A 23,383-nucleotide genomic window follows, 5' to 3' on the forward strand; every position below is an offset into this window, starting at 1 on the left:
ATACTTTATAAATCTAGGTGCATTAAATGAGTCAGAACCTTGCAATTCTTATAGGCAATACAAAGTACGATGAGTTGGCGGCGCTAAATTGTTGTGCTAACGATGTAGAAAAAATGCGTGAATTGCTTTTGGCTACTAAAAAATTTAGTAGTATCAAGGTGTATATAGATAAACCAGTTAATTTAGTTAAAGATGAGCTCAGAGTGTTAGCGGAGTCTAGTGATGGAGTTGAAGAGATATTTTTGTACTTCTCTGGCCATGGCCTCTCAAATTCTGATGACTTTTTCATGTGCTTTTCAAGTTTTAAGGAGTCGTCGCCAAATACCACTGGCCTATCGAGAAACGAAGCATTTGACTTGATTCGTCTGTTTAAATCTGAATTGTCAGTGGTTGTGATAGATGCATGCGAAGCTGGGCGCAGCATAATCAAAAACCAAGCGACTCCACTGTCATACACCTTGAAGAGCAGGATTTCCAATTTTGTACAGTTTTCATCTTGCACTGAAAACCAGTTTTCGCTTGCAGGCGACCACATCAGTCTTTTTACTGACGAATTTATCAAGGCTTGCCTGAATAAAGAGAAAGGTCCAGTCTATTATTCTGATGTTGAGAGCGCCCTACGAGATGCTTTCATAAACCACCCCAGCCAAACACCGCACTTCATACGTCAGAGCACTTCTCAAGAAAAATTTTGTTCCGATGCGCTGCACTTAAACGACTTTAGAAACTCCTATTTTGTCGTTTCTGATGGCGATCAACAAGTGGCTTCACCTCCTGCAACAGAATTTGCTCTAGCAAAAGAGGCTATTGAAAGTATTGAAGCATTAATTCCACAGATGGCAAAAGCGCAGGAATTTATAGATAGTGTGTTCGAACACACTTTAAGCGCGTCAGAGAAAATGTCAGAAATATCTGAATTTTTTGAGGTTCGGACTGTGAAATACGACGACTTTGAACTTGTTCAGAATAAGCGCTCAGTGATTGATCTATTGTCACGTCGAAGCGGATCGGATTCGCTCGTTGAAAGTGATATAGAGAGAATTAAGCGGCGGAATCCATTCGGAATTAGTAGTGCAGTTCTTTCAGCCTTCGTTTCAGAAGATGAATATGATACGAAGTATAATATATGGAATCATAGCAAACTAAAATCTGTTCATGTCGGAATTTATTTTGAACCGAAGTCTATGGCTCTTAATCGCATTTTTTCTGAAATAGTGTTCCTTCCTCGTTTGACAGAATGCTTGATTCTAACGTGTAACTCTTATGAGAAAAGAGCCAATTGGGATTCATTTAACGAATTCGAAGGAACAAAAAAGTGGAAATGGTCTCACCACTCTTGGTTTGATGAGCCTGCCGACATTTCGGAAGCTTATGTGTCAGATCCATATGACTTCGCAAAAAAATATTTAATTTCATTTTCTGGAAGTAAAAATTAACTTGAATAAAATAGCTGACTGCAATCGATAGACTTATTCAATTAAAGCAGAATGTCATTGATACTGCTGATTTCCCAAATAGATGTTTATTAATAGTTGAGCTAAATAAACACATAACAAGCCACTGAAATCTGACGCCACAAAGTGGCGCAGTTTAGTGGGGCGTTAGCCATAGAAATATTAATCTTAAACTCACATAGTAGAGCAAAAGTCCTAACTCAAAAATGTCCATTGACGGGTTATAAATATAACTCGCTTTTGCCCCAAAGTGAGTTAACGTAATTACTCTAAGGACAGCTTTGAGTGAAGCAGGTATTCAAAGTGTTAATGAATAAATAATCAATTCTCGTTATGCAATTTAATTGGCTTCTCGTTAAAATTTTCATAAATATTTAAGTTACTAATTTACATGCTATTTTTATGCGTGTTCTCGTAATGTAATTCTCTCCATTCTCGAATAAGTAAATTCTCGGTTATAGCGTAGCCTAAACAATTGTAATTCCTTTTGGCTATGTGTAAGTTATTAATAATTAAATTAATAAAAATCGTATTTTGATAATTCTGGAAATTAACACATTGAGTGTTAACGGGAATTTTCGGTAATACGCTGCTTAAAATGTTAGGTATCTCAATGAAAAACTTCACTCTCCTAGTACTTTTCTTGCTATCTGGCTGCGGAAGTGTTGTTACAGAAAACGACAGATTTGTTGGTTTTGCGCATGAAGATTACCGATTAACACAAGACAGTATTCTTTATAAAGGTGATTGCGGAGTTTGGACTGATGATTTTATGCTTGCAGCAGAGGGGCAAGAAAGTAACTGTCTCGGCGAAGTGGTTATAAAATATCCAAAGGGAACAATTATAAGAGTGGCAAAAATTATAGATGAATTTGGTGGCTCTTCGGGGCGCTGTTGGCGGATCCAAGTTCAAGTTAAAGGTCGCAGAGATCTTGCGCTGATCGATATTCCTGCTTGTCACTTGTGGCACCCCAAAAGCTGGGTTACATCAAGTAGTCCGTTTGCACCGGTTGTATTGGACTTTAAACCAGAGTTTGCTGTAAAAGCCGACACCTAATCTAACTCATATGTCCAAAACCAAGTTAGCTATAACTTTGAAGAGTTTTTAGTTTAACTACCTAATCGTGTCGATAACATTTTTATCAGTTAATATCTTAAGTTGTTTCATGAATAGGAATAAAATATTAGAGCCCTTACTTTCCCCATTCGTCGGAATCAGACCTCAAAATTTCGATTAGCTCTTTCAACCCCGGCGGCATTTGTCTTCGCCCTGAGTAATAAATATAAAATGGTTCTTCTATGGGAGCCCAATCAGGTAGGACTACTTGTAAACTGCCATTCTCTAAATAGGGTTTAATACGTTCTTCTAGACAATACATAACACCTCGTCCAGCCAGTGCGATGTCGATACCTATTGCTGTTTCATTGACGCATAGTTGCCCCGGGACATCGATAGAGCATTGTTGACCATTTTTTTCAAAATCCCAATGATATATCACGCCGAATCCAGTTCTTAACTGAATACAATTATGTTGTTTGAGGTCTTCAGGCATTTCAATTTTGGGAGAGCTATTAAGGTATTTAGGTGATGCACAGGCTACCCATTTAAGGTGGTCGCTCACTCGTAGAGCAATTAGGTCTTCTGGTATAGTCCCACCATAACGTATTCCGGCATCAAATCCTGCCTCAAGAATGTCGATGATGCGATCGTCTACCGCCACTTCAACAGCCATTTCTGGATAGGCTTGTAAGAATTTTGGCAAAGACTGAGCCATAAGTAATCTTGCACCATCACTTAGAACATTGATACGCAACCTGCCGGTTGGCTTATCACGATGCTGGTCCAGTTCGGCCAGTGCAGCGCCAATCTCTTCAAATCCAATCGTCAACCGCCTAACGAGTGTATGACCAGCGTCTGTGGGTGAAACAGTTCGTGTGGTGCGATTGAGTAAACGAACACCCAGTCTACTCTCTAAATTTCTAATGGAATGACTGAGCGCAGAAGTTGTAATACCTAATGCAATTGCAGCTTTGGAGAAGCTTTTATGGGTCGCCACACAAAGAAAGGCATTTAAATCGGCTAAATCTGCACGCGATAGGTTCCCTGTTGGAAGAGAAGGCATAGTAAAACTCCATATTGTTGAGTTTAATTCAATAGGTGGTGAATAAAGTCTAAATAATGTCAGTGATTAATTAGTGTAAATTATAAATAGATGATTTTGAACTTACATGGGTAAACGCTGAAAAATGTTTCATATCGCGATCACTGTTGGTTATTTATACTTGTTATGGCGCTTCGTCTGGCGATTATCGTTAAGTCGTTCTCTTAGAGCCGGTATGGCTATCGCCTTGTTGTTTGTTTCGGAGTATCACCTGCTACTGACATGGGTCTTCGGTAACATGTTCTCCCCCGAGATGCCACACTGGGCAATTTTAATTACCTCGGGAGCATTCTGTTTTTTTGTATTGTTGCTGCTGCTAACTCTATTAGTGGACATTATGTCTATTACGTGGTGGTGTATCACAAAACGATCTTGTATCCAGCACCTTGGTCGGTTGCAAATAAGTTTATTTTTGACTTCCTTAGGGTTAACAGTCATAGGTGTAAATCAGGCTGTACAGGTACCACAAGTTAAAACAGTCGAGCTCACTTTGCCCGGATTAGCTCAGCAATATGACGGCACTCGTGTAGTACAACTTTCAGATCTGCATATCAGCCGGCTATTTGACTCATCTTGGACGAATAAAGTCGTGGATATAACGAATTCTCTTAATGCTGATCTTATCGTCATTAGTGGTGATTTAATCGACGGTACAGTCTCGAATCGGGAGCAAGATGTAACGCCGTTGCAACGTCTTTCCGCACCATTAGGCGTCTATGCTAGTTTGGGTAATCACGAGTATTACTTTGATGCTCCCAGGTGGGCAGAAAAATTCACGCAGTTGGGTATTAAAGTGCTCATCAATGAAGGAACCATAATAGGAGATGGCCGTTTTTATTTAGCTGGTGTTACAGATGAAGTTGCTAGCAGTTTTGAATTGCAGGGTCCTGATCTCGATGCAGCAATGAAACATGCACCGCAAGGTTTACCCATAGTGCTACTCAAACACCAACCTCAAAATGCACTTGCTGTATCACAGCATGGCGTTGGCTTACAGCTATCAGGCCACACTCACGGTGGAATGATCAAAGGCTTTGATTACCTATTGGGATTTTTCAATCAAGGCTTGATGTCTGGACAATTTCTCATCGGGAAAATGACTCTATATGTCAGCAATGGTACAGCTCTTTGGAATGGTTTTCCTATACGTCTAGGTGTCCCAGCCGAAATAACTGAGATCGTTCTACGCTCATCAAAAATACCGAAATCAAAAATTTAAAGGATACTTTAATGAATCATCTCGCAGTTGTACACGATAAAGTCGCCGTTATCACCGGCGCCGCAGTAGGAATTGGTTTTGCGCTGGCAAACAGTTTAGCTACTGAAGGTATGAAAGTGGTGTTGTTTGATATTGATGAAACAGCGCTAAAGCGTGCGCTTGAAAAAATCAGCTCTAGTAACCCAAACGCACAGCTAAAGGGCATAGTTGGTAATGTCGCTTCAAAGAGCGATCAACGTCAGCTTTTTAACACAGCAACAGATTGGGGAGATGTTTCTCTACTAATCAATAATGTTGCTATTAGCAACGCTGCGGGGCCTTGGGAGTCCAGTGATAACTGGAGCTCTGTCATGGAAGTCAACTTTTGGGCAACCTTAGCATTACAACAATACTTTGTGCCATATCTGCTCAAGCAAAATTACCACAGTGCCATTGTAAATCTCGGTTCAAAAGAAGGTATTACAACGCCACCGGGGAATAGCGCTTATTCAGTGTCAAAAGCAGCCATTAAGGTGCTGACGGAACAGCTAGCACACGAATTGAGGGAAACGCCTGACAGCTTAGTTTCAGCTCATCTTCTTATTCCCGGCTACACCTTCACACCAATGAACTATCCCGGCATGACCGAGTGCACGGAAAAGCCAGCCGCGATGTGGAGTGCAAAGCAAGTGGTCGAACGTATGTTAGCGGGTATGGCAAACGATGACTTTTATATCTTTTGCGAAGATAACGAAGTGAGCTGGCCACTGGACCAATTGCGGATGCAGTGGTCTGCAGACGATATGATTTTAAATCGCCCCGCGTTGTCACGCTGGCACCCAGAGTATCAGCAATCATTCAAACAGCTTGTTACTGAACGACTTAAAACCGATAAATAGGATACACATTAATACATGACTACAAATACAACAGCACCGATTAAAGCACCGTTTGGTATGGTTTTCGCAATGATCACTTTGGGTATGGGAGGTCTATTCATTGGCACCGGAGAGTTTGTCTCGATGAGTTTGCTACCCAGTTTAGCAGCAGCAATGCAGGTTTCTGTGCCTGAAGCTGGCAGCTACATTAGTGCTTATGCGTTGGGCGTGGTTGTAGGTGCCCCCTTGATTGCTATCGCTGCTGCGAAATGGCCCAAGAAATTACTGCTGATATCGTTGATGGTTCTTTTTGCCGTAGGTTATGTATTTAGTGCTGTAGCTTGGGATCATTACTCACTACTAATTGCACGATTTATGGGCGGTTTGCCTCATGGAGCCTATTATGGCATGGCATGCCTAGTGGCTGCAGCAATGGTGCCAGAAAACAAAAAGGCACAGGCTGCTGGATATGTGATGGTGGGCCTTGCAGCAGCGAATGTAATTGGAGTGCCAATAGCGACGTGGCTAGGACAGCTTTTTGGTTGGCGAATAACCTTTGGCTTTTTGGCTGTCGGTGGGGCAATCACTGTGGGGTTATTTTGGCTATTCTTGCCTGCAGTTCCTAAAGATAAACACGCCAGTATTGCTAGTGAACTCAGCGGCTTGAAAAACTTGCAAGTTTGGTTGACATTGCTGATAGCTGCGATTGGATTCGGCGGTATGTTTGCAATTTATAGCTACATTACGCCGACCTTGACGGAAGTTTCCGGATTCACCGAGCAGCAAGTTCCGATGATTTTATCGTTATGGGGTACCGGCATGGTCCTCGGCAATCTTGTCGGCGGCTGGCTAGCCGACAAAGGGCTTATCCGTGCCATTTATCTAATTATGATATGGAATGTAGTCTTTCTTGCTTTATTTGCGCTTTTTGCCAACTCCAAGTTCGGTACGCTGGTTACTTTATTCCTTATTGGTGGTGGGTTCGCGTTAGTTCCAGCATTACAGGTACGACTCATGGATGTAGCAGGCAAAGCGCAAACCTTAGCAGCCGCGCTTAACCACAGTGCATTTAATATTTCTAACGCTATTGGTGCCAGTTTAGGTGGAGTAGTGATTTCGGCTGGATATGGTTGGGCGTCGACAGGCTGGGTTGCTAGTTTGTTAGCGATTATCGGTATTTTACTGATGCTGTTTTCGATAGTCATGGATAGACGGACAAAAACGCTAGCTTCAAACTAATTTAATCACAATATACTGAAATACGAGGTAATTATGTCACTTCAACAATCGTTTATCACATTGTCAGATGGTAACGTTATTCCACAGTTAGGCCTTGGTGTATGGCAAGCAACTCAAGAACAAGCGGCAAATGCTGTTAGTGAAGCAATCAAATCAGGCTATCGCCACGTTGATACTGCCTCGGTTTATGAAAATGAGGACGGTGCTGGGATAGGAATTCAACAATCAGGTATTGCAAGAGAAGAAGTGTTTGTCACCACCAAGGTCTGGAATCCCGAACAAGGTTTTGATAAGGCTACTGCTGCATTAGATGCGAGTCTCGAACGCTTGCAGCTGTCTTATGTTGACTTGTTGCTAATCCACTGGCCAGCTCCCAAAATGGATTTGTACGTGGATACATGGAAAGCACTTATTGCAGCTAAAAAACAGGGAAAAGTGCGTTCTATTGGTGTTTCTAATTTCAATCAGGAACATTTGGTGCGATTGATTGATGAAACGGGTGTGAAACCAGCCTTAAACCAAATTGAGCTGCATCCATATTTACAGCAAAACACATTGCAACAAGCTCACAAAAAACTAGGAATTGAAACTCAAGCGTGGAGTCCATTGGGCCAAGGTAAGGCACTAAGCCATCCTACAATTATTGCCATTGCCGAGAAACATGGTAAAAGTGCTGCACAAGTGATAATCCGTTGGCATCTGCAACAAGGTCGAATTGTCATTCCTAAATCGGTGACGCCAAGCCGCATTCAAGAGAACTTTGACGTATTTGACTTTTCTCTAGACCTTAATGATTTAGAAGGTATTGCATTTATGGATGAAGGGCATCGTCTTGGGCCTGATCCATTGCTTTTTCCTTGATAACAACAATTTTTTCCCCAAGATGACTTACAAGATCAAAATTCGCTTTTAAATATATTTTCAATTTAATGTATGGGTTAAGTTATAAAAATATTTAAAAACAATTAGTTGAAATTATATATTCTATGATTGCGCACAGCTAATAAAAAACAACAAGTCTACGATTTTTTTATTATTCAGTTACTATCTCTGTTCTCAATCCCTTTGATGATTTATTAGGCATAATTATGAATACTTGGATAATTCTATTTGTTGCTGTATTAGGTGAAGTTATCGCTACAACAAGTCTTAAACTTAGTGAAGGCTTTACTAAGTTAACACCTTCCGTAGCTGTTTTCGTAGGCTACGCTGTAGCCTTCTATTTTTTATCTCTAACATTAAAATCAATACCATTAGGAATTGCTTACGCCGTTTGGTCTGGTTTGGGGGTAGTAATTGTATCTATTATCGGCTGGGTATTGTTTGGACAAAAGCTAGACATATGGGCGTTTGTGGGTATAGCTTTAATAATTAGCGGAGTTGTTGTTATCAATTTGCTCTCAAAAACAGCAGCTAATTAGTAATGAAATATGGGGAAATTGAGTTGATAGAAGCAAAAACTATCGGGTTGTTCTTTATTACAGCAGTAGCAGAAATATTGGGATGTTATCTACCTTACCTTTGGCTGAAAGACGGAAAATCTGTCTGGATTTTACTCCCAGCAGCTCTATCCCTAGCACTTTTTGCGTGGTTACTTTCTCTTCATCCAACTGCGGCTGGTAGGGTTTACGCTGCTTATGGTGGTGTTTATATTTTTGTAGCAATACTATGGTTGTGGATAGTTGATGGTATTCGACCAACCGTATGGGATATTGTAGGTGTAACGGTAGCGTTGGTCGGCATGACTATCATAATGTTCGCACCACGGAACGTATAGCGACATTGATTTCTTGAGCTATCGAAACTTTTCAATGTTGGGGTATATGTAAGCACTGCTTCAATTCTGCCCCTAAACGTGTTTAGGCGCATGACTCAAAAGAGCGAACTTCGGCCGTTCGAAATTACTGTTCTATTTCGTCAAAGCATATTGCTTGCATAGTCAGGAAAACGACCCAATCGCTCGTTTTTGTCCTGAGACAAAAGCTAGAATTACTGCATTTTAGTATTAATGGCAATTAGTTAAGAAGTTTGTTACAAATGATTCATTCAGAAAAGCGAGCGACGCAGTGGTAGAAAAACGCGCGATTCGCTCGCTATAAACATGTTAGAACTATATTTAAATTAAGGAGAAAACATCATGGCTAGATGTACCGCACCAGTGAGAGGGCATAGTTCGGCGGCAGCTGCGGCAAGTTGCCCTGCGTGTCGTTATAAAAGTAGAGGGTACGGTGGCTATAGCAGCTATAGCCCATCATATTCTTCCTATTCTGGTACGAGTAGTTATTCCAGTGGCGGTGGAAGCAGTTCAAGAAGTTCAAAGCCTCGCTGGTCTAAGTCGAGTTCTTCAGTTACTTACACTTCATCACAAATTCAATCATTAACTCCGGTAAGAGATGCAGTTGAAACTAAGGTAGCTGCACAGCCCGATGTTCGAGATGCATTTTTATGTCACGCGTGGGCTGATCGAAAAGAATCAGCAAAGGAGTTACATGATTTACTTGAAGCTGCTGGTGTAAAAGTTTGGTTCAGTGAAAAAGATCTAGGACTCGGCGTGCCAATGATGAGAGCTATCGACAAGGGTTTAGCAAATTCCAAGGTCGGTCTTGTTTTGGTAACTCCAGCAATGTTGGAGCGTCTGCCAAAAGAGAGCGTTGCTGATAAAGAGTTATCAGCTTTGTTAGCGGGGAATCGACTAGTTCCTATAGTTCACAATACAACGTATGACGCTCTTCGCAATGTCAGCCCATTGCTTGCGTCTAGATCTGGCTTAGACTCTTCAGAAGATACGATGGCTGAGATAGCTGAGAAGATCGCCGAACTAGTTACAATATAGTTCGGTGCAGTATAGTTCTAACAAGTTACTCAACAGGACGCAAAACGCTTGGCTTGTGCTCCTTCGTCGCCAATTTTAGCCAAGCATTTGTGCGCCCATTAGTAAGGCGTTATATTTTCAGAGGTAGTCCGTTGGAAACTGAATTAAGCATAGAGGAAAGTGTTACTGAATCTAAATCAAGAAAAGAGCTCATTCCTCTATGGATTAAAATATTTGGGTGGCTTTTCTTGGTACTTGGCGTTGTTGCTCCAATTTTATATGTGGCTTCTGCTATTTTCGACTTTGAAGCAACATATGAAATGTTTGGGTTAAGTTACACTGGTAGCGCTTATGCAGCTATGCCTATGCTCATATCATTTATAATTTTAGTTAATGGTTTATGCGCGTATGGGCTTTTATTTCAAAAAGATTGGGGGTTAATGTCTTGTTTGGTTATGGGTTACATCGGCTTGCTTATAACTCTAGTAAGTATGTTGATTTACCTGCCAGATTTAACTATCCGTTTAGAACCATTGCTACAAATACCGTATTTAGTAAAGTTGCATAAAATGAAACCTCAGTGGTAATGAAAATATAACAAAGCAACAATGAATGGGACGCAAAAAGCTTGGCTGCGCTCATTCTTCGCTTAGTATAGCCAAGCTTTTGTGCGCCCCATATTGCGGCGTTAGGTGCTTTAGTGAAGGAGCGTTAAATTGAAGCGTAGTGTTCAGTTTAAAATGTATTTGATTTTGTTATTTTTATGCTTCATAGGCTATTAATTCCAATATACAAGCGTTGATAATTTCTTTGTTAACCCGTTTTACATCGGTAGCATAGTTCTCGGTATTCTATTAGTCATTAAAGCTTTAGGTTATACCTGCCAAAGGTGCTTTAGAAATCAAGTAGTACAAGGCTTTTACAAATATCGTCTACCATCTTCAAATTGTTATAACTGTGGTCATGATATTGATCAAAATCGCACCTAACAATGCCGTTTACGGCAAGAGTTCACCATCCGTTTCTGGCACAAAGCACGCATCCGCTCTAACTCATTTCTGTCCAAATATAAGTTAGGCGGAAAGCACTCCACTGTGTCTTTTTCGCTTGCTTAAAGCTAATTGAAGATAGTTCTCGGTACTATACTAAGTTGAAGTGAGTGCAAGCGTGGGCTTTAAAGTACAGTCAGATTTGATTAGATCATGAAATCAAACCTGACTGGTGAAGTTAAATTTATAGAGTTAGCTAACCATCATACTAAGCGGCAAACTTGGTTGAAATCTTTTTGCTGGTCTCATCGTTTTTTGTATTATCTCTTTTTCTGTCAACGTCTGTTTTGCAAACAATAGGGTAGGGCCATACTGTTTACTTAGATTTTCTAGACCCCTATCTCTAACTGCATTACATCGCGTTTTTATCTCTCTTGTTATAGATCTTGCTTCAACACCTTTGAGCATACATCGATAAACCTTTGGGTATGCATTTAAAAAATAACTATCAGGGCATGTGAGAACATCGCCTGGGATAACTATATTTTTGTTGCCTCTTAGTCTGAGTTCATGTCTTGTCCACGATTGATACTCTGGTGCATCTTTTGGCAACTGTAATTGTTTACCCTTCTCGTATATGACCATCTGTTTGCTGGCATTTTTTGAGCCAATATAGATAGTTCGCCCTGTTGACGAGCTGATGTTTTCTCTGGTTGGTTTTGGCCCAGAGGAAGGTGAAAAGCCACCAGAAGAATACTTTTTTTGTATAAAGCGGATATTGTAACGGCCTGAGAAGTCATCTAAAGCTATATCAACTCGTCTAATTTCAAAGTGGTTTCTTTCCATCAATTCTAAAAGCGGAAAGAAATAGCATTGACTAATATTAATCAATTCACACGCATAGCCTGTGAGTTCAACAATTATGAATTGCTTATCAGCATTCCATTTTATAGCCCCGCAATAGTGTACTTTTACATCAGTACTTTCTAGTAGGATGCCGTCATCAAAGTACTTTCTATTAAATTTATCTTTAGACACCTTAATTCTGAGGGTAGTTAACCATTGTTTGATTAAATAGATAGTTGACTCGAATTGTGCATCATTAGTTGTAAATAGTTTTAGGGTTAAATAATCAATTCGAGTTTTGAAATTATTATCTTCTAAAAAAGGACTATCTGTATTTTTTAACGGCATTAATTTCTCTTTGTGTAAGTTACTGTTTTTTATTTCTTTACTTCTATCTGTTGTCTCACTTAATGGCTTAGTTATGATCTTAGGCTGCATTAATACGTTCCTCCATCCAGTTTTGAATGTCAGAAAGTCGCCATGCAACGGTTCGTGTATTCAGCTTTATACGTTTTGGAAATTTGTCTTCTTGCTCCATTTCATAACGAGTTGTTCTAGAGAGCCCAGTTAAGTGTTTACATTCTGCTTCACGCACAAAGCGGTCGATTTGAGTATTGTTTTTAGTAATCATCTTATAACTCCAAAATGATCATGGGCGATCGATATTGTTCGCCCTTGTCTGAAGTATATTTAACTGGAGATTTTAGACTCTGAGAATTGCATCTAGCAGCTAGGCTCAGATTTTTTAGCATGCTGTGATTTATGGAAATTCATTACAGCTTGTGAGGTTTTAGGTTTCCACACGTTATGTTTGATAAAATAAGAGTAGTTTGAAATCCATTTGAGGATTGCTTCTGAATCTTCTGTAAATGGTTGGATTGAGCTTCTAAGTTCAGGCTGCGAATTTATAAAGTCATTTAGTTTTATTTTGATTTTTTTAGCAATCGTACTTAAGCTTAGGTTTGTATCACTATAATTTTCAACATATTCTTGCAGAGCGAAGAAAACAATTCTTTCGTTTTTTTCTGCTTTGGTTTGGCCACCTGAGCGACCGTTTTGCCGCGCTCTTTCTTTCAAAGCTTCTTCTTTTAATACCTCTTTTTCGAGTTGGTCTATTTTAACTGTTAGTAAAGGTTTTATTTCTTGTTTTAATTGTCTAAATAAAACTTCATTCGCGATATCATGTAGTCCTAGGTTTGTGAGCATCTGAGGCAACATGCCGTAAAAATCAGAGTCCTCTAAGTCTTCGATTTTTTCTTTATTTGCTTCAGTCATTCTATTTGACTCTTTGACAACGCGTTTTAATTCATCACTATTAGGTAGAGTTGTTTTTGGAATTGATGGATTCTCAAAGTATTTATTTCTCATCCATTTTAGAAAATCTTTTTGTTCTTCTTCTAAAATTTTAAGAGCTTTCTTTTTAGAGCCGGTAATTTGAATTTGTTCTGAAATAAAATTGTTGGTTATTTCATGCGCGTTAGTTGTTATTTCGTTTAGATGCATTTTGCCCTCACGTATTAATTTTAAAACTGAGGCATCCTTGCTATATTAAGTACTCATCGTACAATTTCGAACTTATCAGACAAAATACGATGCTGAAAGCATTAAAAAAGGGAAAATTTCAAAATATTTTCATCCCTGTTTTTGAGCAAAGTTGAACCCGGGGTTCAGAGATAGTTTGAGGCCCATGGTGTGGCCCATGAATTTTTTGGGTTTATTAATTTTGATTTGAAATCAAGTGGTTGGCTCTTTGGTTTGACTCACCCCAGCTCCACCAAATATGAAAAAGGCTGCTCTCAGAGCAGCCTTTTTTATTGCGTATGTTCTGTTCTGAAACCAGCTAATACGTAGAAGAGTTATGACAATTTCAAAGACTCATACTCTTATTACTACTCGTTCCCCAGATTCATTAGATAATGTAATTAATGTTAAAAACAGTGGTGTTTCTAGTTCAATGGCATCTTCTAAAAGTAGAAATAACAACAGTAACCGGGTATTGATCCCTGCGGTGCCCCAGCCTAATTTTGACCAAAAGTCATCAAATGCATTTTTTAATATCCCGTTTACATCAATCCAATAATCTAAGTCTTTTTCCAGTGTGTTAGAGAGAAATAATAACCTATCATTCAAATCTTTTATTGCGTTTTCTTGGGCTGAACTAGCTTCAAATAAATTTATTGATTCCCTTATTTTTGAAAGTGTGGCAGGAAACCTTTTTAAGGCCATCGCAGCTGCGCCTATCTTTTCAAGTTGGCGTTGGATGCCAAGCCATGATTCAAATTTATGTGCCCCATAACCTACATCTCTTATATTCGCTAAATAAAATTTATAATCATTCAATTTACTTAGTTCGGTTTTTATTTGTTTTATATTGATAGATGTTCCATCCTCACCTTCAAATAAATGATTAAATAGGTTATTAAAGTCACCAAAACGCTCATCAACTTGAGGGTAAAGCATCAATATATTTAATATACCGTTGTATACAATCTTATTCGTTTTTATTAAGTAAGCTAGGTAAACTACAGCCTTTTGAAACAGCTTTCGTCCGCTTAACGTCTCAAATTGACGAAATACTTCTTTTCCGGATTGCATCGACATTGAGATTTTGCTTTGCGTGTACGGCCCATTCAATTTTAAAGTATATTTTTCCACCGCCGATGAAATTGCACTTTTCGATACAATAGTTGGAATATTAATAGGTAGGTTTCTAGCCCTTGGGTTATTAGATAAATCTAATGAAGCGAAGAAGTCTCTTAGTTCCGATACATCATGAAGTTTGTTATCTACATTCGCATACTCAAGCCCAATAGCACCGCTAAAATTAGGGTCTTGGGTAGCTTGTGCTACTCCCAACAAAATACTTAGATTAGCCTCTCTACACTCGCTTAAACCGCTGGCGGTAGCTTTAACCCTGTATTCATGTTTTACGTACAGATTACCGTTAGTGTCTACATCAATTACCAGATCAGAGTTTACATCTTTAATTTTATTTAGATCATAGCCTATTATGCTTAGACCTAATCGTGTATTACTGTTCAAAATAGTTTCTAATCTAGTTGTTAGTGCTATGACCTCGATAACTTTCTCTTTTGAGAGTGTTTCTATTAAAACAGAAGCCTTTTTCGAATCACCTACAGCCATACAGCAATACATTTCTTCGACCTGAGGAGTTAGTGTGTTTATGATTATTTTCAATTTATGAAGCTCAGAAGAAAACTGAGCTTTATTTGATTCAAGACTCAATCCAAGCTTGATATTTGCAGCTTTTTCAAGCTTAGAAAGGATATTATTTTTAAACTGCTGATATTTGGTAATGACACGGTCAAAATTATTTTGTGCATTCTGGTCAAATGAATTTAAAGAGTTCGCTACTTCTTCTCCAAATACTGCTAGGGGGCTAAGCTTTTCTTTGGTAGCAGTTTTTACCATTTTTTCGAATTTTTCTGCGTTTTGCGATAATTTTTTTTGTATTTCTTTAATTTTTATAGAAAGGTAATCCTCAGCTTTTTCTGCGAGTTCTTTGCCTTTATCAGTTGTAGTAATTGCTTCATCTAAATCAAATATTCCTAAAAGTTGCAAAATGATTTTTTGAGCTAATTCATTTGCATCAACTTGAGTAGAGATTATTTTTTTATCGACTTCAGCTTTTAATTGAGTATCAATAAGGCTTTTAGTAACGGTATCTATGTCTTCTTGTCCAAATAGGAGTTTTGCAATTGGCTTATACCACTTATCTTCACTGACTTGTCCTGTGATTCTATCAAGTAGGCTTTGTCCTAAGTTGCTATTCTCTTCCAAATACTTTACTAATTCATTGCCTTTGCCGAGTAAAATATCTACATATTGTCTCGCCAATGCATCCATCCCTTTTATTTCAGCATCAATTGCAGCTTTAAAGGAGTTTTGATGTTGGTTTTCTTCAAGTATTGTTAATAGGATTTCTAATTTTTGTTGGGTATTGCGGTAAACAATAAATTCTAAGTCACCTCTGAGTTCTTGACTTCGAGTCATAGTAACCCCAGTAGTTGCCTGTATATTAATGAGCTTTCCATCTATATCTGTCGAAGTAGCAAGGGACTTTCCAATACCTAACTCACCTGACAATACCAATCCAGACGCTGCTTTAATTGAGAAAGCTTTGTAGCCTTCAGTTGCCCCAGATAAGGTTACTCTTGATAATTTTGTGTCTACATTGGATAAGTTCCAAGGTCTAACTTGTGTTCTCAGCATATTCCAAATAACATTATGTGTAGGAACAGATTCTTCAACTTGGTAATATGAGTCAAATTCAATGCTGGCCACTTTATCTAAGCCTACACCCAGTTTTATTAAGTTAAGCTTACCCGATGCAGATGCCTCTACTTTGTATCCGGCACGAGCATCATGATTGACTGCACAATACTTTTCAGGGGTGGGTGCTCCAGGTAATTTTTTTAGTTTATCTTTTTGTAAAAGTGAAAGGTAAAATGAAGCAGTTGCATTGACATTCAAACCTATATCGACCCAATTTATCGTAGAACTATGTGCTTTTGAAAATTCGATTTCTTCATTTAAACTTTGAACCTGTTCACCGATAGGTGAGTTTAACTCTTCCCATAAATCAAGCGCATTGATAGCTTTATTGTAAACTTCAGATGATCTGATCTTATCTGCTTCTTCTGCAGGTATGAGTGCTAGTAATTGCTTGGTCTTATTTTTTACATTTTCAGTAATTGAAATGTTCTCAGAGTTTGATACCAAATTGCGTATATCTTCTAATTTAGAGGTAATTTCTTGTGTTTCAGAGACAACTGAGAATATGTAATCGATTAACTCATTTATTTGGACAGGAGCTAAAAATCTTTCAGGGACTATTCTGTCGAGGGAAGATAAAAGTTTCATATGTAATTCCTCTTGATTTGTTACCAAAGATATTCCGTATCTAACGCACTGAAAGTACGTACAACAAATAAGAAATCAGTTTAAAATATCGTATAACAATTATTTGCTTTACACTTTCTTAAATCTTGTAAGCATTGAATAAAGTGTTTAATATATTTTTCGCTTAATTTGTCACTCAAGATTAATATTTTTTATGGCATATCTAGATGTTTTTGTATCCAGAGCATTCTAGTGTTCACTAACTATAGGGGTTGCTTGTACCTGAATTTTGTATACATCATTTACATATAAGTAGAAGAATAAAAATGACATAAATAAAATCATTAAACCTATCACTGAAGAGCTAAATTCAATGCCTGTTTTACCTATCTTGAAGGTAGCATTACTTGAACTCTCTGGTTGTTGAGTTTTTAATTTAAATTGCAAGTACGAAAGGTAAAAACCACCAAGTACAAGAAGAGTAACAATAATAAAAATACCTATAGTCATCCAATACTGTAGTTCATAAGCTTCTTCAGTTACGGTCATTAACTTTTTTTGGTGAAGTAATAACTCTCTTTTTAAGCTTACATTAATAGATAGGTTTTCAGTTTCACTCTTAAGCGTTTCATACTGATAATCTAACTCTGCGGCTGCAATCTTTTCGAAAGGATCTGCAGATTCAGAAGCCATTAAGAAGCTGGAGTTGAAAAGCATTAGAAAAAACAAGATTAAGTATAAATTAGTTTTCATTTTGGTTCTCCTTACAGGCCTTGTACTTAGGGTATCTTTTACAAAAGTCTTTAATATTAAATGGCTTTATTGTTGGCGATGGAGACGGAATCAATGGAGGCAAGCTAGGGACGACCATCTTATCTGGGTCGCAGCCAACACATATATTGGAGTTCTTTGTTAGTGATTTAAAATCAAGAGACTTAATTTGGTCGGGCAAAAGTATTGCTTCATTATTTAATTTCCCTTTTGGAATTATCAAAATTTTATATTCTTTATAAAAATCTTGTTCTTTTATCAGTTTTTCGAGCAAGGCACTGCTCTCCTTGTTATTTTCATTCGCAAAAGAATCGAAAGAAAAAAGGAGAGGTGTTACGAAAAAGAGCAGAACCATTCTTTTGTGTTTAATTAACATATTGACAACCTTCTTGCTGAACTAGGGAGTAAGAGTCTGAAAAATCGTGATTAGTTAACTCTCAAAACTTTCACTGTTATAAAACCAACGTTATTGGCCATTCTTGACTTAATGTCGTTAGCAAAAAAGGTGAGTTCGCCATCTTTTCTGGCTTTAAACTCGCCATTACAGCCTATTACTTTTGCTTGGTTATCATCTCTTCCAACAGAGCAGCATAAAGTAAACCAGTCAGCTGATTTAACTCGCTTTAACCTGCGAGCAAGCTTGATTGTTAGCTCCACGAAACCAAGCTGGACAGTTTCGGTATTCCAACCATCGGCATTACATTTAATGCTGCCATCGCTCCAAACATCGTCTGCTTCAGTGGTAATTAAATAGACTTCACCAGCTTCCACTAAAATGCCTGAGTGATTAAATAGTTTTGCAGAATCAACTTCTATTTCTATTGATTCATTAACCTCCAATGCAAACCATACTGGTCTTGGGTTATTGCAATAACTTTTAACTCCGAAGCCATTTATTGGCTCGTCTTTAAAGGCAAAGAATACATTGTGCGAGACGTTTAATAATGACTTAGGGCGGTAATCTTTGTCGAATGCAATTCGTTCGGTAATTGAGTTATGAATAACAGGTTTATGCTTACTCGATAGCTTATCTTTATCTATTACACAACAGACGCGATCCTCAAGAGTGAGCCAGTCAACAATTGGCCAGCGATCTTGTTGATGATTTTTACCGAGAGCAGTTGCTTCTCTTTGGAGATCATCAAGTCCAATCATGTTTTTTAACCTTAATGGTAACGCCTTTTGAAGCGCTTTCTCTGAAGGCATTTTTAATTCAGGATCTAGCAAGTCAAACTTTTTAACTTGGTATGCAATCCAATTGATCAGATAAGAAAGCGTTAAATCTGATAAGCCATCACGATAATAACCTCCACCGACATCACTATGGGCACCTGCAAACCATAACTCAGTGATTCGGTTTTCTTCATAGTTCATTAGTGTTGGTTGAAATGCTTTACGTTTGTCATCTAAGCTGACGAGGTGAGTAGCTTGTTTGATTATTTTTGAAATAGTATGCCCATCTTCAAAAACAACTTCATAGTCAGGGCGTTCAGCTTTACTTAAATTAGGCAAGCCAATGCTAGCCACGGTATCAAATACTGCTAAATAAACAAAAGGTACTGTTTGTTTATTTAATAAGGGGGATTTTTCAATAATTTTAGAGCAAAAACGGCGGGCTAAGGCTGCCCCTCTTGAAAAACCTGTAACAATAATTTGATCGCCTTTTTGATAAACTCGATTAAAGTCATTAATCGCTTTTATCAAAATTGTTCCGACGTCTTTTTTTTCAGGAGATATCCCCTGATTAATTAACCGAGACCACCAGTTACCATAGGTTCCAACACCTTGGTAATAAAAGCAGCTTTCGACCTTACTGTGTGTTGATAGGCCTTTATTCTCATCATCATGAAGATTACCACCTGCCATGAAATGAAACTTCAAAATATTGGTAATATTATCGTCTTCTTTTTTGCCTTTTTTGACGATTTGCAGGGCGTCTTCTGGCTCATTGCCTGTGCCATCGAAGTTGAAAATATGAAGTGCCATAACTCCTCCATGAGTAAATGAAACTAGCTAACAGCTTCGAGACTTCATGAATAGCTATGTATTTAAAGGTTGGTTACAAGTGTAGTTTTAATGTTAATGTTTGCAACTCTGAAATTTCCCATTCTTCTTTGTATGTATTCAACCATTTGAAAAATAGACTTTTATTCTTTCATTATAGATAAGGCTGAGAGCTGGTGAAGGTATTGGTTAAACCCCTCCAAACTTTGAAGGGGAGGTGGATTTCTAATTTCTTTGGTATTAAACAACCAACTGAACGGCATCAATGATCGGTTTGTTTTCTATATCAATGGTGTCGATGATGTGTTTGTGTAGGCGCTTTTTGTGCTCGGCGAAAATCGCGCGTTTTTTATCGAACTGGCTGGCAAATTCGAGGGCGGTATTTAACAAGGCTTCGCTGTTTGGGCAAGCTTGTTCGATAACATGATCCGTGGCAAGTTCGCCTGCGGTAACGCGGCGGCCTGTTAGCATCATCTCGTTAAAACGATAGTCTGGAATGGCTTTTTTAATAAAGGCGAGCATGCCCGGTAAAAACGGGATTGATAAGTCAACTTCTGGAAAGCAGAAGAAACCACGGTCGCTTTGCATAAACCTAAAATCGCAAGCACACGATAAAATGGCGCCATTACCAAACGCGTGGCCATTAATTGCTGCAATTACTGGCATTGGGAAGAGTAATAGGCGTTTAAATACCGCATCCATCGAGTGCATAAAGCCACTTACTTCTGCAAATTTTTGTGCTTTTAATGCGGGCATAAGCCAATCGGTATCTATGCCCAAGCTCCATGACTTTTCGCTGCTTGAAGTGATCACCAGTGCTTTGTGTTCAGGATTACGTTCGATTTCGTCTAGGCAATTTAAAAAAGCCTCAGCAAAAGCAGGGTTATGGCGATTTTCAGCTGTTGTCATAGTTAAGATAGCAACAGATCCTTGTGTACTTACATTCATCAGTGTCATGCTGTGCCTTTAATTTTATTGTGTTGTGGGCATAGTTATAACCCATAGGTTTAACAAAATAAACCACAAGTCTGACCAGTTGTGAATTTAGGGGCACTTCTCTTTTGGTTGATATGGTCTTTTAGTCGAAACTATTTTCCAATATATCGCTAATAGTGGTGAGTCATGGTAGCGTTACATCAAACACACTATTTAAAGCGTAACAATGGATTTGATCAGTTGGCAGTTTTTGGGTGGAGATTTATTAAGTCCGATCAGCACTATAATGCTCATTGTGGTTGCGGGCTTTACTTCAATGATTTCAGCGGCTTTTGGTGCGGGTGGCGGCTTAATGCTGCTGGTGATCATGGCATCTATGCTTCCTATGAGTGTGGTTATCCCTGTCCATGGGTTAGTGCAGTTAGGCTCTAATGCAAACCGCTTTTTGTTCACGTTTAAACATATTGATGGCGCTATGTTTGTGTACTTTTCATTAGGGGGAGTCATAGGAGCGCTGGTTGCCTCAACGATTGTCACATCAATTCCCCTTGAATTAATGAAAATAGTGGTCGCTGCCTTTGTGCTTTATTTACTATGGGGTGTGACGCCAAAGCTCAGAGAAACCTCAAAGTTATGGCGCGTTCTCGCAGGGCTTTGGACCACGTTTATTTCGATGTTTGTAGGGGCAAGTGGGCCATTGGTTGGCAGCTGCTTATATGTCAATAATTATAATAAGCTTAAATTTACCGCCACTTTTTCAAGCTGCATGACAGTACAACATACCTTAAAAGCGATTTTATATGGGGCTGTGGGGTTTGCATTTTGGCAGTGGTTGCCGCTGGTTATGCTCATGATATTGAGCGGTGCTTTAGGCACTTGGCTTGGCCTTAAGTTATTGCACCGCATTTCGTCAGATAAATTTAAAAAGATTTTTCGTTTAGTGTTAACAGTGCTTTCCCTGCAACTTGCGTGGCAGGGGATAAGCTTTGCTATTAATTAGCAGGAAATAACTCATCGATTGACTTATCACCATTAAATAATTCAAACACTTGTGGTTTTTTCGGTGTATGTTCAGCAAGGTATAGCAGGGTATTTGCTACATCTTCACGGTTGATAACCGCATCTTGGCGCGTTGCAGGGCGCGTGGTGGTTAATCGCCCCGTTGCTGCATCATCTAATAGCGTGCCAGGTCTGACAATGCTGTAATTTAATTCGCTATTGATTAAATGTTGGTCAGCCATGTGCTTTGCAACTAAATACGGTTTTATACTGCTTTCAATTTTGTCTGGGGCATCAGCACCGATTGAGCTCACCATAATAAAGTGCTTAACCTTGGCATCTACCGCATAATTAATCGCTTTAACTGCGGCCCATAAATCTATCAGTAAGGTTTTATCTGCACCTGTTGCACCACCAGATCCAGCACTAAAAATTACTTGTTCAACCCCTTCGAAGGCACGACTAAAATCGTTTTCGAGGTCTTGCTCTACAATCGTTAAATGATTACTTTCAAGCGCAGTCAGTTTGCTTTTGTCTCTAACCAGAGCCACTACGTCATGGCCACTTGCCAGCATTTTTTCGGTGGTCATTTTACCTATTTGGCCCGTTGCGCCAATGATTAAGGTCTTCATATCAAACTCCTTCTAATTGCTGTGTAACTAAAGACCTTGGGGTGTGGATTTATTTTTAAAGGGGTACAAGCAAACTTTGAATAAAAAAGTATTATTTGGCATAGTATTGAATTAGGTACAAACTCAATTAAAAGGACTTAAAGTGAAAATATATTTTAATCTTTTGGTGGTGATAACATTAGCATTTTGCAATGCGGTATCTGCTAATCAATGGCTATCGCCTTACCCAAATAGTGATGTTGAAAAATCGGTTAAACTCAGTGGCGAACAGACAAAATTAATGAGCCAGTTTGATGGCAGTAAAAAGTCAGCAGAGCGATTTAGTTACACAGACTTTATTGGCGATGTTAACCACACTTTGTACGAAATAAACAATGTTGCCACTCTCAAAGTATTTGAAAACTATAAACACGCTCTACTCACAGATGGCTTTAATATTGTTTATTCTTGTCAGCTAGATGCTTGCGGTGACAGCAGTGATTTTGCAGAGGAAGTCGGTTACTTTCAGCTCTATAATTATCATCGTAAGCCTTATTATCTGCTTGCCACTAAAGGTGAAAAGCCTGAATTTGCAGTGTCGTTATTTGTTGGCCAGTACAACAGTAAAACGCGTGTTATGAGTAGCTCAATTGCGATTAAGGAGCTTGAAACAGGTCTAATACAAGCCAATACAGCTGCTTTTGCAAAACAGCAATCAAATCCAGTTACCAAAGCACCTAAAGACGATATTAGAGGCTCAAGCGATCATCCATTACTTAGCCGTTATCCTGGTAGTTTTATTGAAGACTACGAGCAAATTGATTACGAAGAATTTTCACTACCAACAGGAATATTTAACCGTAAGAACAAAGCGCTACCTGTTGAAGATGTGACTGGTGATATTACTCGTATTACTTATGAAATTAGAAAAGTATCAACCCTTAAGGTTTTTCATAACTATGTGTCTGCCTTAACAAAAGAAGGCTTTGAAACGGTTTTTAGTTGCGAACGTCAAGCATGTGGTGACGACCGTAAGGCAATACAAGCACTTGGTGATCACTTGTCGGTAAAACAAGTTTATAACTATTATCGTCAGCCGCGCTATCAGTTAATGAAAAGCACCACAGAAAATCAAACAACCTATGTCGCATTCTTTGTTGGCAATTACCAAGGCACTACGCGAGTGCAACTTGTTATAATTCGAACAGAGCCTTTGCAAGGAGATTTAGTTAAAACCAATCCGGACCAAGTGTTAAAGCAGCTCGAGCAAAAAGGTAAAGCAGCCATTTATGGCATTTACTTTGATCATGATAAATCAGACATTAAACCTGAGTCAGCCGAGTCATTAAAAGTGATTGCGGATGTTTTAAATAAAAATAACAGCTTAAACTTGTACGTTGTTGGTCATACTGATGATAAAGGTAGCCCAGAATATAATTTAGGGTTGTCATCTAAACGAGCTAAAGCAGTTGTTAAAGCGCTCGTGAGTCAATACGGCATTAAAGAGTCGCGCTTAATTGGTTATGGTGTAGGCCCTTATGCGCCAGCTGCCAATAATAAAAATGATTTGGGTCGTCAGTTAAACCGGCGCGTAGAGCTAGTTGAGCGATTAAGTAATTAA

General features: G+C 38.7%; 22 protein-coding genes. 12 read left to right on the plus strand and 10 right to left on the minus strand.

The window, feature by feature from the left end:
• The first annotated feature begins 26 nt into the window (after positions 1-26).
• Together CWC02_RS06120 and CWC02_RS06125 are read left to right on the plus strand one after the other, a co-directional pair.
• On the plus strand, positions 27-1,436 hold the full coding sequence (locus CWC02_RS06120; protein WP_138617038.1) for a caspase family protein: 1,410 nt from the start codon (positions 27-29) through the stop codon (positions 1,434-1,436).
• A gap of 631 nt (positions 1,437-2,067) precedes the next feature.
• Positions 2,068-2,511, plus strand: coding sequence for a hypothetical protein (locus CWC02_RS06125; RefSeq protein ID WP_138617040.1), 444 nt, complete (start codon positions 2,068-2,070; stop codon positions 2,509-2,511).
• A gap of 136 nt (positions 2,512-2,647) precedes the next feature.
• Here the strand turns inward: CWC02_RS06125 and CWC02_RS06130 are convergent, their stop codons facing one another.
• Positions 2,648-3,577, minus strand: a complete 930-nt coding sequence (locus CWC02_RS06130; RefSeq protein WP_138617042.1) for a LysR substrate-binding domain-containing protein — start codon at positions 3,575-3,577, stop codon at positions 2,648-2,650.
• A gap of 214 nt (positions 3,578-3,791) precedes the next feature.
• Between CWC02_RS06130 and CWC02_RS06135 the strand changes: the two genes are divergently transcribed.
• From CWC02_RS06135 to CWC02_RS06170, 8 genes are all read left to right on the plus strand, one after another.
• The gene (locus CWC02_RS06135) at positions 3,792-4,835 is read left to right on the plus strand and encodes a metallophosphoesterase (protein ID WP_212751473.1); all 1,044 of its coding nucleotides are present in this window, start codon (positions 3,792-3,794) and stop codon (positions 4,833-4,835) included.
• Between the two features lie 11 nt (positions 4,836-4,846).
• Entirely contained in the window at positions 4,847-5,713 is an 867-nt protein-coding gene (locus tag CWC02_RS06140; RefSeq protein ID WP_138617046.1) for an SDR family NAD(P)-dependent oxidoreductase, read from the plus strand.
• Positions 5,714-5,728: 15 nt separating this feature from the next.
• Positions 5,729-6,931, plus strand: coding sequence for an MFS transporter (locus CWC02_RS06145; protein WP_138617048.1), 1,203 nt, complete (start codon positions 5,729-5,731; stop codon positions 6,929-6,931).
• 33 nt (positions 6,932-6,964) lie between these two features.
• A complete protein-coding gene (locus CWC02_RS06150; protein WP_138617050.1) occupies positions 6,965-7,792 on the plus strand; it encodes an aldo/keto reductase in 828 nt (275 codons plus the stop codon).
• A 227-nt stretch (positions 7,793-8,019) separates the two neighbouring features.
• Complete coding sequence (locus CWC02_RS06155; RefSeq protein WP_138617052.1) at positions 8,020-8,352, plus strand: DMT family transporter; 333 nt, start codon at positions 8,020-8,022, stop codon at positions 8,350-8,352.
• A 23-nt stretch (positions 8,353-8,375) separates the two neighbouring features.
• Positions 8,376-8,708, plus strand: coding sequence for a YnfA family protein (locus CWC02_RS06160; protein WP_138617092.1), 333 nt, complete (start codon positions 8,376-8,378; stop codon positions 8,706-8,708).
• 360 nt (positions 8,709-9,068) lie between these two features.
• Positions 9,069-9,764: a toll/interleukin-1 receptor domain-containing protein gene (locus CWC02_RS06165; RefSeq protein WP_138617054.1), complete on the plus strand. Its 696-nt coding sequence runs from the start codon at positions 9,069-9,071 to the stop codon at positions 9,762-9,764.
• Positions 9,765-9,895: 131 nt separating this feature from the next.
• Complete coding sequence (locus CWC02_RS06170; protein ID WP_138617056.1) at positions 9,896-10,330, plus strand: hypothetical protein; 435 nt, start codon at positions 9,896-9,898, stop codon at positions 10,328-10,330.
• Between the two features lie 654 nt (positions 10,331-10,984).
• On the opposite strand, the gene CWC02_RS06175 is transcribed toward CWC02_RS06170, so the two are convergent.
• From CWC02_RS06175 to CWC02_RS06210, 8 genes are all read right to left on the minus strand, one after another.
• Positions 10,985-12,016, minus strand: coding sequence for a replication initiation factor domain-containing protein (locus CWC02_RS06175; RefSeq protein ID WP_138617058.1), 1,032 nt, complete (start codon positions 12,014-12,016; stop codon positions 10,985-10,987).
• Complete coding sequence (locus CWC02_RS06180) at positions 12,006-12,209, minus strand: helix-turn-helix transcriptional regulator (RefSeq protein WP_138617060.1); 204 nt, start codon at positions 12,207-12,209, stop codon at positions 12,006-12,008. Before CWC02_RS06180 ends, CWC02_RS06175 begins: the two co-directional genes overlap by 11 nt.
• A 92-nt stretch (positions 12,210-12,301) precedes the next feature.
• The gene (locus CWC02_RS06185) at positions 12,302-13,081 is read right to left on the minus strand and encodes a hypothetical protein (protein ID WP_063701977.1); all 780 of its coding nucleotides are present in this window, start codon (positions 13,079-13,081) and stop codon (positions 12,302-12,304) included.
• Between the two features lie 372 nt (positions 13,082-13,453).
• Positions 13,454-16,462 carry a hypothetical protein gene (locus tag CWC02_RS06190; RefSeq protein WP_138617062.1) on the minus strand — a complete coding sequence of 1,003 codons (3,009 nt, stop codon included), beginning with the start codon at positions 16,460-16,462 and terminating at the stop codon, positions 13,454-13,456.
• Positions 16,463-16,690: 228 nt separating this feature from the next.
• Positions 16,691-17,194 carry a hypothetical protein gene (locus CWC02_RS06195; RefSeq protein ID WP_138617064.1) on the minus strand — a complete coding sequence of 168 codons (504 nt, stop codon included), beginning with the start codon at positions 17,192-17,194 and terminating at the stop codon, positions 16,691-16,693.
• On the minus strand, positions 17,184-17,588 hold the full coding sequence (locus CWC02_RS06200) for a hypothetical protein (protein WP_138617066.1): 405 nt from the start codon (positions 17,586-17,588) through the stop codon (positions 17,184-17,186). The genes CWC02_RS06195 and CWC02_RS06200 overlap by 11 nt, the downstream gene beginning before the upstream one ends.
• A gap of 50 nt (positions 17,589-17,638) precedes the next feature.
• Positions 17,639-19,198: a phospholipase effector Tle1 domain-containing protein gene (locus CWC02_RS06205; RefSeq protein ID WP_138617068.1), complete on the minus strand. Its 1,560-nt coding sequence runs from the start codon at positions 19,196-19,198 to the stop codon at positions 17,639-17,641.
• A gap of 258 nt (positions 19,199-19,456) precedes the next feature.
• The gene (locus CWC02_RS06210; RefSeq protein WP_138617070.1) at positions 19,457-20,173 is read right to left on the minus strand and encodes an enoyl-CoA hydratase/isomerase family protein; all 717 of its coding nucleotides are present in this window, start codon (positions 20,171-20,173) and stop codon (positions 19,457-19,459) included.
• Positions 20,174-20,378: 205 nt separating this feature from the next.
• Here CWC02_RS06210 and CWC02_RS06215 point away from each other — a divergent pair, with 205 nt between their 5' ends.
• On the plus strand, positions 20,379-21,152 hold the full coding sequence (locus CWC02_RS06215; protein WP_138617072.1) for a sulfite exporter TauE/SafE family protein: 774 nt from the start codon (positions 20,379-20,381) through the stop codon (positions 21,150-21,152).
• Here CWC02_RS06215 and CWC02_RS06220 read toward each other — a convergent pair.
• Positions 21,145-21,783, minus strand: coding sequence for an SDR family oxidoreductase (locus tag CWC02_RS06220; protein ID WP_138617074.1), 639 nt, complete (start codon positions 21,781-21,783; stop codon positions 21,145-21,147). The genes CWC02_RS06215 and CWC02_RS06220 overlap by 8 nt on opposite strands.
• Before the next feature lie 142 nt (positions 21,784-21,925).
• Between CWC02_RS06220 and CWC02_RS06225 the strand changes: the two genes are divergently transcribed.
• Positions 21,926-23,383, plus strand: coding sequence for an OmpA family protein (locus tag CWC02_RS06225; RefSeq protein ID WP_138617076.1), 1,458 nt, complete (start codon positions 21,926-21,928; stop codon positions 23,381-23,383).

The sequence above is a fragment of the Pseudoalteromonas sp. S2721 genome, from assembly GCF_005887425.1.
Lineage (GTDB): Bacteria > Pseudomonadota > Gammaproteobacteria > Enterobacterales > Alteromonadaceae > Pseudoalteromonas > Pseudoalteromonas simplex.

Bases quoted from the DNA above. Each gene is read 5' to 3' on its own strand.
- CWC02_RS06210 (WP_138617070.1), bottom strand. From the start codon at position 20,173: ATGACACTGATGAATGTAAGTACACAAGGATCTGTTGCTATCTTAACT.
- CWC02_RS06215 (WP_138617072.1), top strand. From the start codon at position 20,379: ATGGATTTGATCAGTTGGCAGTTTTTGGGTGGAGATTTATTAAGTCCG.
- CWC02_RS06125 (WP_138617040.1), top strand. From the start codon at position 2,068: ATGAAAAACTTCACTCTCCTAGTACTTTTCTTGCTATCTGGCTGCGGA.
- CWC02_RS06130 (WP_138617042.1), bottom strand. From the start codon at position 3,577: ATGCCTTCTCTTCCAACAGGGAACCTATCGCGTGCAGATTTAGCCGAT.
- CWC02_RS06200 (WP_138617066.1), bottom strand. From the start codon at position 17,588: ATGTTAATTAAACACAAAAGAATGGTTCTGCTCTTTTTCGTAACACCT.
- CWC02_RS06140 (WP_138617046.1), top strand. From the start codon at position 4,847: ATGAATCATCTCGCAGTTGTACACGATAAAGTCGCCGTTATCACCGGC.
- CWC02_RS06155 (WP_138617052.1), top strand. From the start codon at position 8,020: ATGAATACTTGGATAATTCTATTTGTTGCTGTATTAGGTGAAGTTATC.
- CWC02_RS06220 (WP_138617074.1), bottom strand. From the start codon at position 21,783: ATGAAGACCTTAATCATTGGCGCAACGGGCCAAATAGGTAAAATGACC.
- CWC02_RS06165 (WP_138617054.1), top strand. From the start codon at position 9,069: ATGGCTAGATGTACCGCACCAGTGAGAGGGCATAGTTCGGCGGCAGCT.
- CWC02_RS06150 (WP_138617050.1), top strand. From the start codon at position 6,965: ATGTCACTTCAACAATCGTTTATCACATTGTCAGATGGTAACGTTATT.
- CWC02_RS06175 (WP_138617058.1), bottom strand. From the start codon at position 12,016: ATGCAGCCTAAGATCATAACTAAGCCATTAAGTGAGACAACAGATAGA.
- CWC02_RS06190 (WP_138617062.1), bottom strand. From the start codon at position 16,462: ATGAAACTTTTATCTTCCCTCGACAGAATAGTCCCTGAAAGATTTTTA.
- CWC02_RS06205 (WP_138617068.1), bottom strand. From the start codon at position 19,198: ATGGCACTTCATATTTTCAACTTCGATGGCACAGGCAATGAGCCAGAA.
- CWC02_RS06180 (WP_138617060.1), bottom strand. From the start codon at position 12,209: ATGATTACTAAAAACAATACTCAAATCGACCGCTTTGTGCGTGAAGCA.
- CWC02_RS06135 (WP_212751473.1), top strand. From the start codon at position 3,792: ATGGCTATCGCCTTGTTGTTTGTTTCGGAGTATCACCTGCTACTGACA.
- CWC02_RS06120 (WP_138617038.1), top strand. From the start codon at position 27: ATGAGTCAGAACCTTGCAATTCTTATAGGCAATACAAAGTACGATGAG.
- CWC02_RS06195 (WP_138617064.1), bottom strand. From the start codon at position 17,194: ATGAAAACTAATTTATACTTAATCTTGTTTTTTCTAATGCTTTTCAAC.
- CWC02_RS06145 (WP_138617048.1), top strand. From the start codon at position 5,729: ATGACTACAAATACAACAGCACCGATTAAAGCACCGTTTGGTATGGTT.
- CWC02_RS06185 (WP_063701977.1), bottom strand. From the start codon at position 13,081: ATGCATCTAAACGAAATAACAACTAACGCGCATGAAATAACCAACAAT.